14 protein-coding genes are annotated in these 14192 nt (G+C 69.9%); 4 read left to right on the top strand and 10 right to left on the bottom strand.

Going from position 1 to position 14192, the window contains the following annotated elements:
* The 5 genes from J7357_RS15435 to J7357_RS15415 all read right to left on the bottom strand — a co-directional run bounded on the left by J7357_RS15435 (position 1) and on the right by J7357_RS15415 (position 4630).
* A complete protein-coding gene (locus J7357_RS15435) occupies positions 1-1017 on the bottom strand; it encodes a 3-oxoacyl-[acyl-carrier-protein] synthase III C-terminal domain-containing protein (protein WP_209247780.1) in 1017 nt (338 codons plus the stop codon).
* A gap of 109 nt (positions 1018-1126) precedes the next feature.
* A complete protein-coding gene (locus J7357_RS15430) occupies positions 1127-1585 on the bottom strand; it encodes a GNAT family N-acetyltransferase (RefSeq protein WP_209247778.1) in 459 nt (152 codons plus the stop codon).
* Between the two features lie 81 nt (positions 1586-1666).
* Positions 1667-2368, bottom strand: coding sequence for a glycosyltransferase (locus tag J7357_RS15425; RefSeq protein WP_209247776.1), 702 nt, complete (start codon positions 2366-2368; stop codon positions 1667-1669).
* Positions 2369-2432: 64 nt separating this feature from the next.
* Positions 2433-3428 carry an aldo/keto reductase gene (locus tag J7357_RS15420; protein WP_209247774.1) on the bottom strand — a complete coding sequence of 332 codons (996 nt, stop codon included), beginning with the start codon at positions 3426-3428 and terminating at the stop codon, positions 2433-2435.
* 134 nt (positions 3429-3562) lie between these two features.
* On the bottom strand, positions 3563-4630 hold the full coding sequence (locus J7357_RS15415; protein WP_209247772.1) for an aldo/keto reductase: 1068 nt from the start codon (positions 4628-4630) through the stop codon (positions 3563-3565).
* 142 nt (positions 4631-4772) lie between these two features.
* On the opposite strand from J7357_RS15415, the gene J7357_RS15410 reads away from it, so the two are divergent.
* Positions 4773-5684 (top strand): LysR family transcriptional regulator, encoded by a 912-nt coding sequence (locus J7357_RS15410; RefSeq protein WP_209247770.1) that lies wholly within the window; start codon positions 4773-4775, stop codon positions 5682-5684.
* Positions 5685-5874: 190 nt separating this feature from the next.
* Here J7357_RS15410 and J7357_RS15405 read toward each other — a convergent pair whose 3' ends face one another.
* Positions 5875-6444, bottom strand: a complete 570-nt coding sequence (locus tag J7357_RS15405) for a flavodoxin family protein (protein ID WP_152235744.1) — start codon at positions 6442-6444, stop codon at positions 5875-5877.
* Positions 6445-6552: 108 nt separating this feature from the next.
* On the bottom strand, positions 6553-7458 hold the full coding sequence (locus J7357_RS15400; RefSeq protein ID WP_209247768.1) for a LysR family transcriptional regulator: 906 nt from the start codon (positions 7456-7458) through the stop codon (positions 6553-6555).
* A gap of 140 nt (positions 7459-7598) precedes the next feature.
* On the opposite strand from J7357_RS15400, the gene J7357_RS15395 reads away from it, so the two are divergent.
* The 3 genes from J7357_RS15395 to J7357_RS15385 all read left to right on the top strand — a co-directional run bounded on the left by J7357_RS15395 (position 7599) and on the right by J7357_RS15385 (position 11637).
* Positions 7599-8405 (top strand): class III extradiol ring-cleavage dioxygenase, encoded by an 807-nt coding sequence (locus tag J7357_RS15395; protein WP_010343647.1) that lies wholly within the window; start codon positions 7599-7601, stop codon positions 8403-8405.
* A gap of 74 nt (positions 8406-8479) precedes the next feature.
* Positions 8480-9724 carry a putative DNA modification/repair radical SAM protein gene (locus J7357_RS15390; RefSeq protein WP_209247766.1) on the top strand — a complete coding sequence of 415 codons (1245 nt, stop codon included), beginning with the start codon at positions 8480-8482 and terminating at the stop codon, positions 9722-9724.
* A 470-nt stretch (positions 9725-10194) separates the two neighbouring features.
* On the top strand, positions 10195-11637 hold the full coding sequence (locus J7357_RS15385) for a UdgX family uracil-DNA binding protein (protein WP_209247764.1): 1443 nt from the start codon (positions 10195-10197) through the stop codon (positions 11635-11637).
* 120 nt (positions 11638-11757) lie between these two features.
* Here J7357_RS15385 and J7357_RS15380 read toward each other — a convergent pair whose 3' ends face one another.
* The 3 genes from J7357_RS15380 to J7357_RS15370 form a co-directional block, all read right to left on the bottom strand.
* Positions 11758-12348, bottom strand: a complete 591-nt coding sequence (locus tag J7357_RS15380; protein ID WP_209247762.1) for a fasciclin domain-containing protein — start codon at positions 12346-12348, stop codon at positions 11758-11760.
* Between the two features lie 256 nt (positions 12349-12604).
* Positions 12605-13222, bottom strand: coding sequence for a pentapeptide repeat-containing protein (locus tag J7357_RS15375; RefSeq protein ID WP_209247760.1), 618 nt, complete (start codon positions 13220-13222; stop codon positions 12605-12607).
* Between the two features lie 248 nt (positions 13223-13470).
* Positions 13471-14139 (bottom strand): class I SAM-dependent methyltransferase, encoded by a 669-nt coding sequence (locus tag J7357_RS15370; RefSeq protein WP_209247758.1) that lies wholly within the window; start codon positions 14137-14139, stop codon positions 13471-13473.
* Positions 14140-14192: the final 53 nt, after the last annotated feature.

Here is a 14192-nt window from a genome sequence, read left to right as displayed (position 1 = left end):
TCAGTAGCGCAACACCGCGCCACCGAACGCCAGCCCGGCGCCGGAGCCGACCAGGCCGATCAGGTCGCCACGGACGATGCGGCCGCTGGCGATCGCCTGGTGCAGCGCGCCGGGAATCGACGCGGCCATCTGGTTGCCGCGGTGGCCGATCACCTCGATCAGCGCGTCCGGCGTCAGCCCCAGCGCCACGCGCAGGTGGCGCAGCGCCTTGGCGCTGGCCTGGTGCGGCACGATCCGCCGCAGCTGCGCCAGCTCGACCCCGGCCTGCGCCAGCAGCCGCTGCAGGAAACCTGGCAGCTTCGCCGCGGCCAGCCGGTAGGTGGCGCGCCCGTTCATTTCGAACTGCGAGCCGGCGCGCAGCGCGTCGACGCCGTGATCCAGGCGCAGGCGGGTGCCGCCGGCGCGCACGCGGCAGTGGTCGATGCCTTCGGAATAGGTTTCCAGGCGCGCGGTCAGCAATTGCGAACCGCTGGCGCCGTCGTCGGCGCCGAGCACCACCGCGGCGGCACCGTCGCCGAACAGCGGCGCGGTGTCCGCATCGTCCGGGTTGAGGCCGACGCTGGCGATCTCGCTGGCGACGATCAGCACGCGGCGATGGCGGCCGGCGGCGATCGCGCAGGCGGCCAGGTCGAGCGCGGCGATGAAGCTCAGGCAGGTGGCGTTGATGTCGAAGGCCGGAATGCCGCTGCCCTGCAGGCCCAGCCGCGCGTGCAGCAGCGCCGCGCTGCACGGGATCGCCTGTTCCATCAGGCTGCAGGCGCTGATCACGCAGTCGATCTCGTGCGCCTGCAACTGCGCCGCGTCCAGCGCCGCGCGCGCGGCGCGTTCGCCCATGAAGGTGGCCGGCTCGTCGGCGCCCGCATAGTGGCGCGTGGCGACCCCGGTATGCCGCAGGGTCCAGCCGGCGGGCTTGCCCCAGCGCCGGTCGAAGGCCTCCGCCGGCACCTGCTGCGCGGGCAGATACTCGCCCGTGCCGAGGATGCGCAGCGCGATGGGCCTGCTGGTGTGGATGCTCATCCGTAAAGCTCGCACAAGGGGCGCGCAGCGTACTGCCAGCGCCTCGGCGCCGGCAACCGCCCTTGCGAAGATCGCGCCGCTGTCTGCGGCTGGAGACCTCAGACAGTGCTCAATCGCGCAGCGACTTGGCGAAATACGTGGGCGCTTCGACAAAGCCTTCCCGCCGATAGAAGGCGTGCGCGCGTTCCCGCCGGCTGTGGCAGTGCACCTCCAGGCGGTCGCAGCCGCGCTGCCGCGCCAGCGCCTCGCCCTCTGCCAGCAAGCGCTGTCCCACCCCGGCGCCGCGCGCGCGATCGTCGACGCAGAAACAACTGATGCGGCAGATGTCGCCGGCCAATGCCAACTGCGGCAGAAAGTGCAGCGACAACACACCCAGGACGTCGTCCCCTGCGGCGGCCACCAGCAAGGCCGCGTCCGGATGCGCCAGGAGCTGCGCCAGGAGCTGCGCCAGGCGGGCCTCGATGAAGTCCTCGGTTCCGGCATAGTCCAGCGCCGCCATCAGCGCCACGATCGCCTGCCGGTCCGCCATCGCTGCGTTTCTGATGTCCAGGGTGCTGTTCTCGCGCATTTGCAGAGCGTAGGAAGTCGCCCGCGTCGGGTGCAACCGCTTTGCCTACCGGACGCAACTTGTGCGGAAATGGGCGACGCGCTAGCGCCCGCGTCGCTGCCCGTACCAGAAGCCGAGCGCGTCGCGCGAGCGCAGCATGCCGCGGCCGCGGCGCAGCAACTGCAGCAGCAGGCCCAGATGCTCGCGCTTGCTGAAGCTGCGCAGCTTGCGGTCGGAGGTGTGCACCGGCTCGCGCAGGATCACGAAGCGTCCCTGCCGCGCCAGCGCGCGGCTCAGCGCCACGTCCTCGCCGGCGTAGTAGCGCTCGTCGAAGCCGCCCGCCGCGACGAAGGCGCTGCGCGTGCAGAACAGGAAGCAGCCGGGGGCGATGCCGGTGCAGCGGAACAGCCAGCCGAACAGCGTCTGCGCCAGGCGCTCGTGCCAGGCGATGTCGCCGAGCAGGCGCACCTGCGCACCGCCGCCGACCGCGCCGGTAACCAATGCGCGCAGCGCCGCGGCCAGCAGCGGGGTGTTGACCCGGGTGTCGGCATCGACGAACAGCAGATGGCGGCCACGGCTGGCGGCGGCACCGGCATTGCGCACGGCGGCGATGTGCCGCAACTCCACCTCAAGCACCTGCGCGCCGTGGCGGCGCGCGATCTCGGCGGTGGCGTCGCTGCAGGCATCGGCCACCACCAGGGTCTCGCAGTCCAGCCGCAGCGCCTGCGCGGCGACATGCAGCGACGCCAGCGTGTCGCCGATCAGGGCGGCTTCGTCGTGCGCGGGGACGATGAAGGAGATCACCCCCGCATCATGCGGGGCCGGCGCGGCGCGGGCAATCGACCCGCGCCGCGTCCGGGGGCGCGGTTCAGCCCTGCAGCGCGCCGCGCGAGGCGGCGGGGTAGCGATGGCCGGCGGCGGCATCGGCGGGGAAGATCGCCTCGATCTGCGCCAGCTCCTCGGCGCTCAGCTTCACCTGCAGCGCGCCCAGGTTCTCTTCCAGGTAGGCCAGGCGCTTGGTGCCGGGGATCGGCACCAGGTCCTCGCCCTGCGCCAGCACCCAGGCCAGCGCCAGTTGGCCGGGGGTCACGCCCTTGGCCTGGGCCAGTTCGCGCACGCGCTCCACCAGTTGCAGGTTGCGGGCGAAGTTCTCGCCCTGGAAGCGCGGCGAATGGCGCCGGTAGTCGTCGGCCTCGAAGTCCTCCGGCGAACGGATCGCCCCGGTCAGGAAGCCGCGGCCCAGCGGCGAGTACGGCACGAAGCCGATGCCCAGCTCGCGCACCGTCTCCAGCACGCCGTCGTGTTCCGGATCGCGCGACCACAGTGAGTACTCGCTCTGCAGCGCGGTGATCGGGTGCACTGCGTGGGCGCGGCGGATGGTGGCGGCGGCCGCTTCGGACAGGCCCAGGAAGCGCACCTTGCCCTGTTCCACCAGCCGCGCCATCGCCCCGACCGTGTCCTCGATCGGCACGTTCGGATCCACCCGGTGCTGGTAGTACAGGTCGATGTGGTCCACGCCGAGCCGGCGCAGGCTGGCCTCGCAGGCCGACTGCACGTACTCCGGGCGGCCGTCGATGCCGCGTGCGGCCGGGTCGTCGGGGTCGAGCTTGATGCCGAACTTGGTCGCCAGTACCACCTGGTCGCGGCGCCCGGCCAGCGCCTTGCCGACCAGCACTTCGTTGGTGTGCGGGCCGTACATGTCGGCGGTGTCGATGAGGCTGACGCCGTGCTCGATCGCCGCATGGATGACCGCGATCGCGGCCGCGTCGTCGCTGCGGCCGCCGTAGAACGCGCTCATGCCCATGCAGCCGAGGCCGAGGGCGGAGACGCGGGGGCCGTTGCGGCCGAGGGTGCGGGTTTGCATGGAGGATGCTCCTGAGGGGGAGGGGAGGGAAAGCGTGGCCGCAGGGCGGTTCGCTCAGGGTGAGGACATGCCTGGCGCGTTCTGTGTGGCAGGCATGCGCGGTTCTCGGTGCGCGAAGGACACGATGGCCGCGCTCAGCGCGGCTGGATGCGGGTGCCGCCGCTCAGCAGCGCCTGCGGGTTGGGCGAGGCCAGGAAGTCGTGCGGGAAGCCCAGTTCGATCGCGCTGGCGGCCTCCAGCCGCTGCAGGGCTTCGGCATCCAGGTGCAGGGTCAGTGCGCCCAGGTTGTCCTGCAGTTGCGCCACGCTGCGCGCGCCGACGATCGGCATCGCCCCGCGCGCCAGCAGCCAAGCCAGCGCCACCTGCGCCGGCGAGCGCTGCAGCTCGCCAGCCAGCGCCACCACCGCCTCGGCCACCGCCAGCGCGTGCTCGTTGAACGTTAGTTGCGAATGCGCGACCTCGGCGCGGCCCACGCCATCGACCTGCGCGCCGCCCGAGGCGGCCGCGCGTACCCGCGCCAGATCGGCGGCGCCGTACTTGCCGGTGAGCACGCCTATCGCCAGCGGCGACCAGGCCAGCACCGACATGCCCAGCGCCGCGGCCATCGGCACCAGTTCGCGCTCGACCGTGCGCTGCGCCAGCGAGTACTCGATCTGCAGGGCGACGAATGGCGTCCAGCCGCGCAGGTCGGCCAGGGTCTGCATGCGCGCCACCTGCCAGGCGGGCGTGTCGGAGATGCCGGCGTAGAGGATCTTGCCGGCACGCACCAGATCGTCGAAGCCGCGCATCACCTCGTCGATGCCGGTGGTGCCGTCCCAGGCATGCAGGTACAGCAGGTCCAGGTAATCGGTGCCCAGCCGCGCCAGGCTGGCGTCGACCGAGCGCAGCAGCGCCTTGCGGTGGTTGCCGCCGCCGTTGGGGTCGCCGGGGAAGGGGTTGAGCGCGAACTTGCTGGCGATCACCAGGCGGTCGCGGCGGCCGGCGACGAAGCGGCCGAGCAGGGTCTCGGCGCTGCCGTTGGTGTAGATGTTGGCGGTGTCGAGGAAGTTGCCGCCGGCATCGACGTACAGGTCGAACAGGCGCCGCGCCTCGGCTTCGTCCGCGCCCCAGCCCCAGTCGGCGCCGAAGGTCATGGTGCCCAGGCACAGCGGGCTGACGCGCAGGCCGGAACGGCCGAGCAGGCGGTAATGGTCGAGAGCCATCGCGGTGGTCTCCAGGTGGGGTGCGGGCACTGTAGGCGCCGCGTCGCACTGGATAAATCCGGGTAATCCGCATGGGCTTTGAAGTTGTGCTACACAATGGCCGGCGCCTGCCGCGTCCGTCCTCCATTGCCGCCCGCCCGCCATGCACCGTCCCTCGCCGCTGTCCGCCGTCGTCGCCTTCGTCCGCGTCGCCCACCATGGCAGCTTCACCCGCGCCGCCGCCGAACTGGGCGTCTCGCCCTCGGCGCTGTCGCAGACGTTGCGCGCGCTGGAGGCGCAGCTCGGCGCGCGCCTGCTCAACCGCACCACCCGCCGGGTCGGCCTGAGCGAGCACGGCGAGCGCTTCCTGCAGCGCGTGGCGCCGGGCCTGGCGCAGATCGATGCGGCCTTCGCCGACCTGGATTTCCTGCGCGACCGCCCGGCCGGCACGCTGCGCATCAATCTGCCGCTGGTGGCCGCCGAGCAACTGGTGTGTCCGCACCTGCCGGCGTTCCTGGCGCGCTATCCGGAAGTCAGCGTCGAGTTGTATTCGGACCGGACCCTGGCCGATATCGTCGCCGGCGGCTTCGACGCCGGCATCCGCCTGGGCGAGAGCCTGGCGCGCGACATGATCGCGGTCCCGGTGGGCCCGCCGCAGCGGCAGACGGTGGTGGCCGCGCCAGCGTACTTCGCCGCGCATGGGACGCCGCAGACGCCGGCCGAACTGGCCGCGCACGACTGCATCCGCTGGCGGCGCACCGACGGCCGCCTGCAGGCCTGGGAGTTCACCCGCGACGGCCACGATTTCCTGGTCGAAGTCGCCGGGCGGCTGGTGGTCAACGACACCGCGGTCGGCCTGGACGCCGCGCGCCGTGGGCTGGGCCTGGGCCAGGCGTTCGAATGGCAGGTGGCCGCCGATGTCGCCGCCGGGCGGTTGCAGCGGGTGCTGGACGACTGGCATGCGCCGTTCGCCGGCTGGCACATCTACTACCCGGCGCGCGAACACTTGCCGCCGAAGCTGCGGGTGTTCATCGATCACTTGCGCGCGGCGCATGCGGCGGGCGGCACGGCGTAGCGCGATGGCGCTGGTCGAGGCCGGCGGGTGAAGTGGAAATAGAGGGAACAGGCGGCGGCGCCGCGGCCGCGAGTGCGGCGTCGAGCAGCGCCCGACCGGCAAGGCCGGGCGCCGAAGAAACAGTGCGTTGCACAAGCACCGCTGCGTCGCGGTGCAGGGTGCCGCCCTTTGCGGGCGGCACCAATCGGCCTCAGCCCTTGAGCTTGGCCGCGAACTCGGCCACGCGCTTGCCGAGCAGGCGCGCGGTCTCCAGGTCGCCGCTGCGCGGCGCCTCGTCCGGGGAGGCGTCGGACGGCGAGATCGCCAGCGCGCCGCCGGAGCCGGCAGTCCAGTTCACGTCGTCCGGGCCGTGCGCCTTGGTGTTGGACGGCAGCAGGCCGGTGCCGACCCAGATCTGGCCGTGCTGCTGGGCCAGGGTCCAGAAATATTCGATGGTGGCGAACTTGTCGCCGTTGACCGAGGCCGAGTTGGTGAAGCCGGCGGCGATCTTGTCCTTCCAGGCCTGCGAGAACCACGGCTTGGAGCTGGCGTCGGCGAACTTCTTGAACTGCCAGGCGGGGCCGCCCATGTAGGTCGGGCTGCCGTAGACGATGGCGTCGGCCTGGCCGATGGCCTCCCAGGCGCCGTCGGGCAGGTTGCCGTCCTGGTCGATGCGGTACAGCGTGGCTTCGCCGACGCTGGCGGCGCCGGCGTGCACGGCTTCGGCCTGCTTGACGGTGTGGCCGTAGCCGCTGAAGTAGACGATCGCGATCTTGCTCATGCGCGGACTCCTGAAGGTGAGGGGGAAAAGCGCGGGCATTGTGCGCATGCCCGGCCGCCCCGATCAGCGCCATCGGCGGGATGTTGTGTCCGGTCCGCGCGCCGCGGTTCAGCTCTCGGCCGGGGAGCGCATCGTGCGGTCGATGCCCACTTCGACCAGGTAGTCGATGAAGCTGCGCACCTTCGGCGCCAGGTGGCTGCGGCTGGCGTACACCGCGTACACGCCGATCGGTCCGATCTCGTGGTCGGGCAGCACCCGCACCAGGCGGCCGTCCTCCAGCGCCGCCTCGGCCATGAAGTCCGGCTGCACGGTGATGCCCATGCCGGCGATGGCCGCCTCGCGCAGCACGTCGCCGCAATTGGCGCGCAGGGTGCCGGCCACCCGCACCTGGGTCGCGCCGTCGGGGCCGTGCAGGGTCAGGTCGTCCTGCACATAGCTGTAGCTGAGGAAGGGGTGGCCGGCCAGGTCGGCCGCCAGTTGCGGCGTGCCGGCGCGGGCCAGGTAGGCCGGCGCCGCGCACAGGAACGCCTGCACTTCGCCGAGCTTGCGCGCGATCAGGGTCGGCGCCACCTGCCGGGTGATGCGGATCGCCAGGTCGTAGCCTTCCTCGACGATATCCACCAGGCGGTCGGACAGCGACAGATCGAGGGCGACCTGCGGGTAGCGCGCGCTGTAGCCGGCCAGGCGCGGCCCGAGCCGGGCGACGCTGAAACTGAACGGTGCGTTGATCCGCAGCGTGCCGGACGGGGTCAGTGCCTGTTCGCCGACCGCGGCCTCCATGTCGTCGAACTCGGCCAGCAGCAACTGGCAGCGCTGGTAATAGGCGGCGCCGACGCTGCTCGGGCTGACCCGGCGCGTGGTGCGATTGAGCAGGCGCGAGCCCAGGCGCTGTTCCAGCCACGCCACCTGGCGGGTGACGCTGGCCGTGGACATGCCCAGCGCGTCGGCGGCGGCGTTGAACCCGTTGCGGTCGACCACGGCGACAAAGACCCGCATCGCCTCCAGCGTGTCCATTGTTTCGGTTCCTGAAATGGATCGTCGGCGGCAGGGTAATTTATTCCCGCAGATGGCGGAAATACCCTGGTCGCCTGCACGAACGCCCGGCGCTGGCCGCGCGCGCCACCGTGCCGCCCCCCACTGCGTGGAGACCTGCCATGGCGCGTTTGCCTTCCCTTTACATCTCGCACGGTTCGCCGATGACCGCGCTGCAGCCCGGCCTGGTCGGCACGCGGCTGGCCGAACTGGCGGCCACGCTGCCGCGGCCGCGCGCCATCGTGCTGGCCTCGGCGCACTGGCTGGGCCGGCGGCCGCTGGTCGGTGCCGCCGCGCAGCCGCAGACCATCCACGATTTCGGCGGCTTCCCGCAGGCGCTGTACGCGATGCAGTACCCGGCGCCCGGCGCGCCGGCCCTGGCCCACCAGGTTGCCGAGCTGCTGGCGCAGGCCGGGCTGGCGCCGGTGCTGGACGAGCGCCGCGGCCTGGACCACGGCGTGTGGGTGCCGCTGTCGCTGCTGTACCCGCAGGCCGACATCCCGGTGGTGCCGCTGTCGATCCAGCCGGAACTGGGGCCGGAACACCACCTGGCCCTGGGCCGCGCGCTGGCGCCGCTGCGCGAGGACGGCGTGCTGGTGATCGGCTCGGGCAGCATCACCCACAACCTGCACGACTTGGGCCGCTACGCCGAGGGCAAGGAAGTGCCCTACGTGCGTCCGTTCATCGAATGGACCGAGCAGGCGTTGCGCCGCGACGACGTGCCGGCGATGCTCGACTACCGCCGGCAGGCGCCGTTCGCCGCGCGCGCGCATCCCACCGACGAGCACTGGCTGCCGATCTACGTGGCGATGGGCGCGGCCGGGGCGGACGGGCTGGGCGCACAGCGCATCGACGCCGGCATCGACGCCGGCCTGCTGGCGATGGACATCTACCGCTTCGACGGCGCCGCCGCGCGCGCGGCGGCCTGAGCGGTTCATCGCGGTGAAGGCCGCAGCGCATCCGCGTCTCACCGTTTGAGACGCGGACCCGGCATCGTCGGCCGGTGAATACCCTCGAGAAACTCGCCGTGCTCGCCGACGCGGCCAAGTACGACGCGTCCTGCGCCTCCAGCGGCGCCGACAAGCGCCATTCGCTGCGCAGCGGCGGCATCGGCAGCACCGAGGGCATGGGCATCTGCCATTCGTACACGCCCGATGGGCGTTGCGTGTCGCTGCTGAAGATCCTGCTGACCAACTTCTGCGTGTTCGACTGCGCGTACTGCGTCAACCGCGTGTCCAGCAACGTGCGCCGCGCGCGCTTCACCCCGGCCGAAGTGGTCAAGCTGACCCTGGATTTCTACAAGCGCAACTACATCGAAGGGCTGTTCCTTTCCAGCGGCATCATCCGCAACAGCGACTACACCATGGAGCAACTGGTGGAGGTGGCGCGGCAGTTGCGCGAGGAGCACCGCTTCGCCGGCTACATCCATCTCAAGACCATTCCCGATGCGGCGCCGGAGTTGCTGGCCGCCGCCGGCCGCTACGCCGACCGGCTCAGCATCAACGTGGAGTTGCCGACCGAGCGCGGCCTGGCGCAGCTGGCGCCGGAGAAGAACGTCGGCGGCATCCGCGCGGCGATGGGCGAGTTGCGCTGGCGCATCGAGGAGAGCAAGGAGGCGCGCAAGGCCGAAGCCCGCGTGCGCGCCAAGCCGCCGCGCTTCGCCCCGGCCGGGCAGAGCACGCAGATGATCGTCGGCGCCGACGGCGCGGACGACCGCGCGATCCTGCACACCAGCCACAATCTCTACGGCAACTACCGCCTGCGCCGGGTCTACTACTCCGCGTTCAGTCCGATTCCCGACGCCTCGGCCAAGCTGCCGCTGCTGGCGCCGCCGCTGCAGCGCGAACACCGCCTGTACCAGGCCGACTGGCTGCTGCGGTTCTACGATTTCTCGGTGGAGGAGATCGCCCCGCCCACCACCAGCGGCATGCTCGATCTGGATGTGGACCCCAAGCTGGCCTGGGCGCTGCGCAACCCCGAGCGGTTTCCGGTGGATCTCAACACCGCCGCGCGCGAGATGCTGCTGCGGGTGCCCGGGCTGGGCACGCGCAATGTCGAGCGCCTGCTGCTGGCGCGCCGGCATGCGCGGCTGCGGGTCGAGGACCTGGCGCGGTTGCGGGTGCCGCTGAAGAAGCTGCTGCCGTTCGTCAGTGTGCTGGACCATCATCCGCGGCAGCGGCTGGACGATCCGCAGCGGCTGCGCGCGCAACTGGCGCCGGCGCCGCGGCAGGGGGGCTTGTTTGATTGACGCGGTGGGGTGGGGCGTTGCCATGCTTGCGGCAACGGCAACGGCAACGGCAACGGCAACGGCAACGGCAAGAGCAACTGCAACTGCAACTGCAACTGCAAGAGCAAAGGCTTTCGCGCCTACGGGCGCGAGTGACTTTTGTCTTGGCAAAAGTCACCAAAACCGCTCCCGCCTGACACGAGCCGGTGCGATACGGCCGCACCGGTCCCCTGCGCTCCTCGCGGCGAGCGGCACGGCGCCCAAACTCGCTTCGCTCAAACAAGGGCGCCTCTTCGGCCGCTCGCCGCTGCGGTGCTCGGCTCGCTTTAAGGCGGGAAGGTTCAAAAGCAAAATCACCGGCAACAGCAACAGCAACAGCAACAGCAACAGCAACAGCAATGGCTGGGTGCACGGTCGCTCCTGGTGCGGGCGTCGCGTTCGTGGTGTGATCTTTTGTAGTCGCCCCAGTGTGACGATACATGGAGCGGACCGTGTTCCAGGCTGAGGTAGCGCCGCCGTGGAGCCTGGAGGCGTGGCGGGCGGTGGCGCGGGCGGCATGGTGTGCGCAGGTGGCGCCGGAGACGCTGGCGTGGGACGGCGATGCGCAGGGTGGGTTGCTCGCCGGGACCGACGTCGCCACGCTGCCGGCGCAGCTGCCGCCGCCGCGGGTGTCGGCTGAGTTCCTGGCGCTGGCCGGTGCGGTGCTGTGCCATCGCGATCCGCAGCGACATGCGCTGCTGTACCGGCTGCTGTGGCGTATCGCCGGCGGCGAGCGCGCGTTGCTGCAGCGGGTCACCGATGCGGACGTGCACCGCGCGCAGCAATGGGCGCAGGCGGTGCGCCGCGACAGCCACAAGATGAAGGCGTTCGTGCGCTTTCGCGAGGTGCCGGGCGAGCAGGAGGCTTACATCGCCTGGTTCGAGCCGGAGCATCACATCGTCGATCGGGTGGCGCCGTTCTTCGCGCGGCGCTTCGCCGGCATGCGCTGGGCGATCCTCACCCCGTACCGCAGCGTGCGCTGGGACGGCGAGACGCTGCAGTTCGGCGCCGGCGCGCAGCGTGCCGATGCGCCGGCCGACGACGCGCAGGACACGCTGTGGCGCACCTACTACGCCAACATCTTCAATCCGGCGCGGCTCAATCCGACGATGATGCGCCAGGAGATGCCGCAGAAATACTGGAAGCATCTGCCGGAGGCGCAGCTGCTGCCCACGCTGATCCGCGACGCCGGGCTACGCGTGCGCGAGATGGCCGAGCGCGCGCCCGAGCCGGTGCGCCGGCGCATTCCCGCGCCGGCACCGGCGCCGGCGGTGGCCGCCGACGACAGCCTGGACGCGCTGCGCGCGGCGGCGCGCGACTGCCGCCGCTGCCCATTGTGGCAGCCGGCCACCCAGACCGTGTTCGGCGAAGGCCCGCAGGACGCGGCGGTGATGGTGGTCGGCGAGCAGCCCGGCGACGAGGAGGACCTGAGCGGGCGTCCCTTCGTCGGCCCGGCCGGGCGCCTGTTCGATCGCGCACTGCAGGAGCTGGGGGTCGAACGTGCAGGCATGTACGTGACCAACGCGGTCAAGCATTTTCGCTTCGAGCAGCGCGGCAAGGCGCGGCTGCACCGCAATCCCGAGCGCGCCCATGTCGAGGCCTGCCGGATGTGGCTGGCCGGCGAACTGGCGCGGGTGCGTCCGCGCATCGTGCTGTGCCTGGGCGCGACCGCGGCGCGCGCGGTGCTGGGGAGCGGTTTCAGGCTGATGGCCCAGCGCGGGCAATGGCAGGCGCTGGACGACGGCACCCGCGCGCTGGCCACCGTGCATCCGTCGTGGGTGCTGCGCCAGCGTGGTGGCGAAGCGGGCGATGACGCCTATCAAGGCTTCGTGCGCGACCTGCGCATGTTGGCGGCGCAGGTGCCGATGCTGGATACGGAAAATTCCGGCAACTGACCATGCGTGCGCGTGCTGCGGTTGTCGCCATCGGGGCGCGGTGGCGCGGTTGCAGGCGTGGACGTGCAAAACGGGGACGGCCGCAGCCGTCCCCGCGATGCCAATGCACCCCCGATGTGCTTACGGCATCAAAACCTTGTCCACCACATGGATCACGCCATTGCTCTGCATCACGTCGGCGGTGGTGACGTGTGCGGTATTGCCCTTGCTGTCGGTGAGGGTGACCTTGCCGCCGCGGGCCTTGGCGATCAGCGTTTCGCCCTGCACGGTGGTCAGCTTGGCGCTGCCGCCGCCGGCCTTGATCTGCGCCAGCAACGCCGCCGCATCGAGCTTGCCCGGAACCACGTGGTAGGTCAGCACCTGGGTCAGCTTTTCCTTGTTCTCCGGCTTGAGCAGCGTGTCCACCGTGCCGGCCGGCAGCGCGGCGAAGGCGGCATTGGTCGGTGCGAACACCGTGAACGGGCCTGCGCCCTTCAACGTATCCACCAGGCCGGCGGCCTTGACCGCGGCGACCAGGGTGGTGTGATCCTTGGAGTTGACCGCGTTGTCGATGATGTCCTTGGTGGCGTACATCGGCGCGCCGCCGACCATCGGATTGGGCTTGGCCTCGCTCATCGCGGCGTGGTCGTGCATGGCGGCCTGGCTGGGGGCGGCCATGGCGGGCAGGGAGACGAGGCCGGCGAGGGCCAGGGACAGCAAGTGGAGTTTCATGGGCTTGGCTCCTGGAAAGGGATGCGCGGCCAGTCGGCCGTGCACCTGTCTTTACGCGCCCTGCGCCGGCGCGGTTGCATCACGCCATCCAGATAATGATGAACAGGGTGAGCTGGCGGGTGCCGTCGCTCGCATCCAGGGCGGTTCAGGCGAGCGCCCTGTCGCACGGTGGTGCAGCCGCAAAGCCGGGCAGCGCTCCGGCGAAGGGTCTATCCGAGTGCAGGCAGGCCTCATCGTCGGCCTGCGTCGATGAAGATCACCGACACTGAGAAGGGATGTCCATATCCTCGAACTGGGTTGCCAGTGGCAGAACGCCAGCCTCAAACCTGGCGCCACGCAAGTCGCATTTCTTGAATTTCGCATCAGCAAAGATGCAGTTGATGAATGTCGATGCTCTGAATTCGACTCTGTCAAAGACAGCGCCGGTAAAATCGCAGCCCATGAATTTCACCCGGCGGCCGCCGTACTCCATTCCGCAAGATCCACCGGCAAACCTAGCTTTGACGAAATCGGTTTTTTCGCAGATCGCATCATCCATGTTTATCACAAGCTTGCTTTTTGAAAAGTTGCAGTTTTTTATTTCCGATCTGCACAACAGGGCTCTGTTCAGGCTGGAATTCTCGAAGCTGACATGCATGAAGACGCTATCGTTCGCACTTCCCGATATTTTCGAGTAGGACAGGTCGGTGTTGCTGATCCTTGATTCGAAGAGATTTGCGGTTTTCAATTGCTCCAGGATGGCAAACGGGCCGATGGCGATGCCGGAAAGATCAGTGTCGCGAATGATCGGCCGTCCAGCCGCGATCGAATCGATGCTGTCGATGATGCTCGCCAGATAGTCATGGTTTCGCCATTTGGCGGTTGTGTGTTTCATGGGCGGCCGCCTCGGCGATGCATTGGCGGCATGATATCTGCCATGCCGTTATGTTTGAGCGCGGCTGCAGCTTCGGACGCACCGCGACGTCCGCACCCTGAGTGGCTGTCGGGTTCAGGGTCCAGGATCGATGATCGGTGTGTCGGAAATGCCTGTCCTGTTGGTTGGCCGGGATCATCCCGGCGATGCCATTCTCGGAACGCCGCTTTGCGCTGCCGGCATGCGCTGGAGGACCAGGGCACGTCGGCTCAGCGGCGTTGCAGGACGTAGCTGTTCTCGAAGCCGTAGGCGCAGCCGAGCACATGGAAGTCGCCGAAGTAGCCGGCGGCGCGCAGCAGGTCCACTGCCGGGCCGACCTCCGGCGAGTACTCCCAGTCGCCGTAGTCGTCGAACACCACGAATCCCCCCGAGACGACGCTGGGCGCGTACAGCAGGAAATCCAGCAGCACGTTGCGCCCGGTGTGGCCACCGTCGATGTGCAACAGGGCCACCTTCGGCTCCATGGCGTAGAAATGCTCGGCGCAGAATTCGGAATAGCCGCGGATGAACCGCGCATTGGGCAGCAACTGCTGCCGATAGTGGTTGAACTCCTCGAACTGGTTCGGCAGCGCGAACGGATCCATGCCGATCACCCGGCGCTGGCGGCCAGACACCTCGTTCATCAGCACCAGCGACTTGCCCTTCCACACCCCGATCTCCACCAGGTCGCCCGGTACGCCCTCCAGCAGCAGGCACAGGTAGCCCAGCAGCCGCACGTGATCGTGGAAGGACAGCTCGCGCCGCTCCATCGCGTGTTCGGCCGGCAGGCCGGCCTGGGCCTGCACGAAGTGGTCGCCGATCAGTTCCCAGATCCGCGGAATGCTGCCTTCGGCCGCGTGTTCGTCGATGAAGCGGTTGAGTTCCTGGATGGTCAGCATGCGGTCTCCGGCGGAAAGGCGCCGGTGTTCGCCACCGGCTCTGCCGCCGGATA

Source organism: Xanthomonas sp. D-109 (assembly GCF_017746095.1).
Lineage (GTDB): Bacteria > Pseudomonadota > Gammaproteobacteria > Xanthomonadales > Xanthomonadaceae > Xanthomonas_A > Xanthomonas_A sacchari.
The sequence above is the reverse complement of the archived record's forward strand: the minus strand, read 5'-3'. Positions and strand labels throughout refer to the sequence as shown.

Coding starts and splice junctions, on each gene's coding strand:
- J7357_RS15420 (WP_209247774.1), bottom strand. CDS start 3,428: ATGCAAACCCGCACCCTCGGCCGCAACGGCCCCCGCGTCTCCGCCCTC.
- J7357_RS15435 (WP_209247780.1), bottom strand. CDS start 1,017: ATGAGCATCCACACCAGCAGGCCCATCGCGCTGCGCATCCTCGGCACG.
- J7357_RS15410 (WP_209247770.1), top strand. CDS start 4,773: ATGCACCGTCCCTCGCCGCTGTCCGCCGTCGTCGCCTTCGTCCGCGTC.
- J7357_RS15395 (WP_010343647.1), top strand. CDS start 7,599: ATGGCGCGTTTGCCTTCCCTTTACATCTCGCACGGTTCGCCGATGACC.
- J7357_RS15430 (WP_209247778.1), bottom strand. CDS start 1,585: ATGCGCGAGAACAGCACCCTGGACATCAGAAACGCAGCGATGGCGGAC.
- J7357_RS15400 (WP_209247768.1), bottom strand. CDS start 7,458: ATGGACACGCTGGAGGCGATGCGGGTCTTTGTCGCCGTGGTCGACCGC.
- J7357_RS15415 (WP_209247772.1), bottom strand. CDS start 4,630: ATGGCTCTCGACCATTACCGCCTGCTCGGCCGTTCCGGCCTGCGCGTC.
- J7357_RS15380 (WP_209247762.1), bottom strand. CDS start 12,348: ATGAAACTCCACTTGCTGTCCCTGGCCCTCGCCGGCCTCGTCTCCCTG.
- J7357_RS15370 (WP_209247758.1), bottom strand. CDS start 14,139: ATGCTGACCATCCAGGAACTCAACCGCTTCATCGACGAACACGCGGCC.
- J7357_RS15405 (WP_152235744.1), bottom strand. CDS start 6,444: ATGAGCAAGATCGCGATCGTCTACTTCAGCGGCTACGGCCACACCGTC.
- J7357_RS15375 (WP_209247760.1), bottom strand. CDS start 13,222: ATGAAACACACAACCGCCAAATGGCGAAACCATGACTATCTGGCGAGC.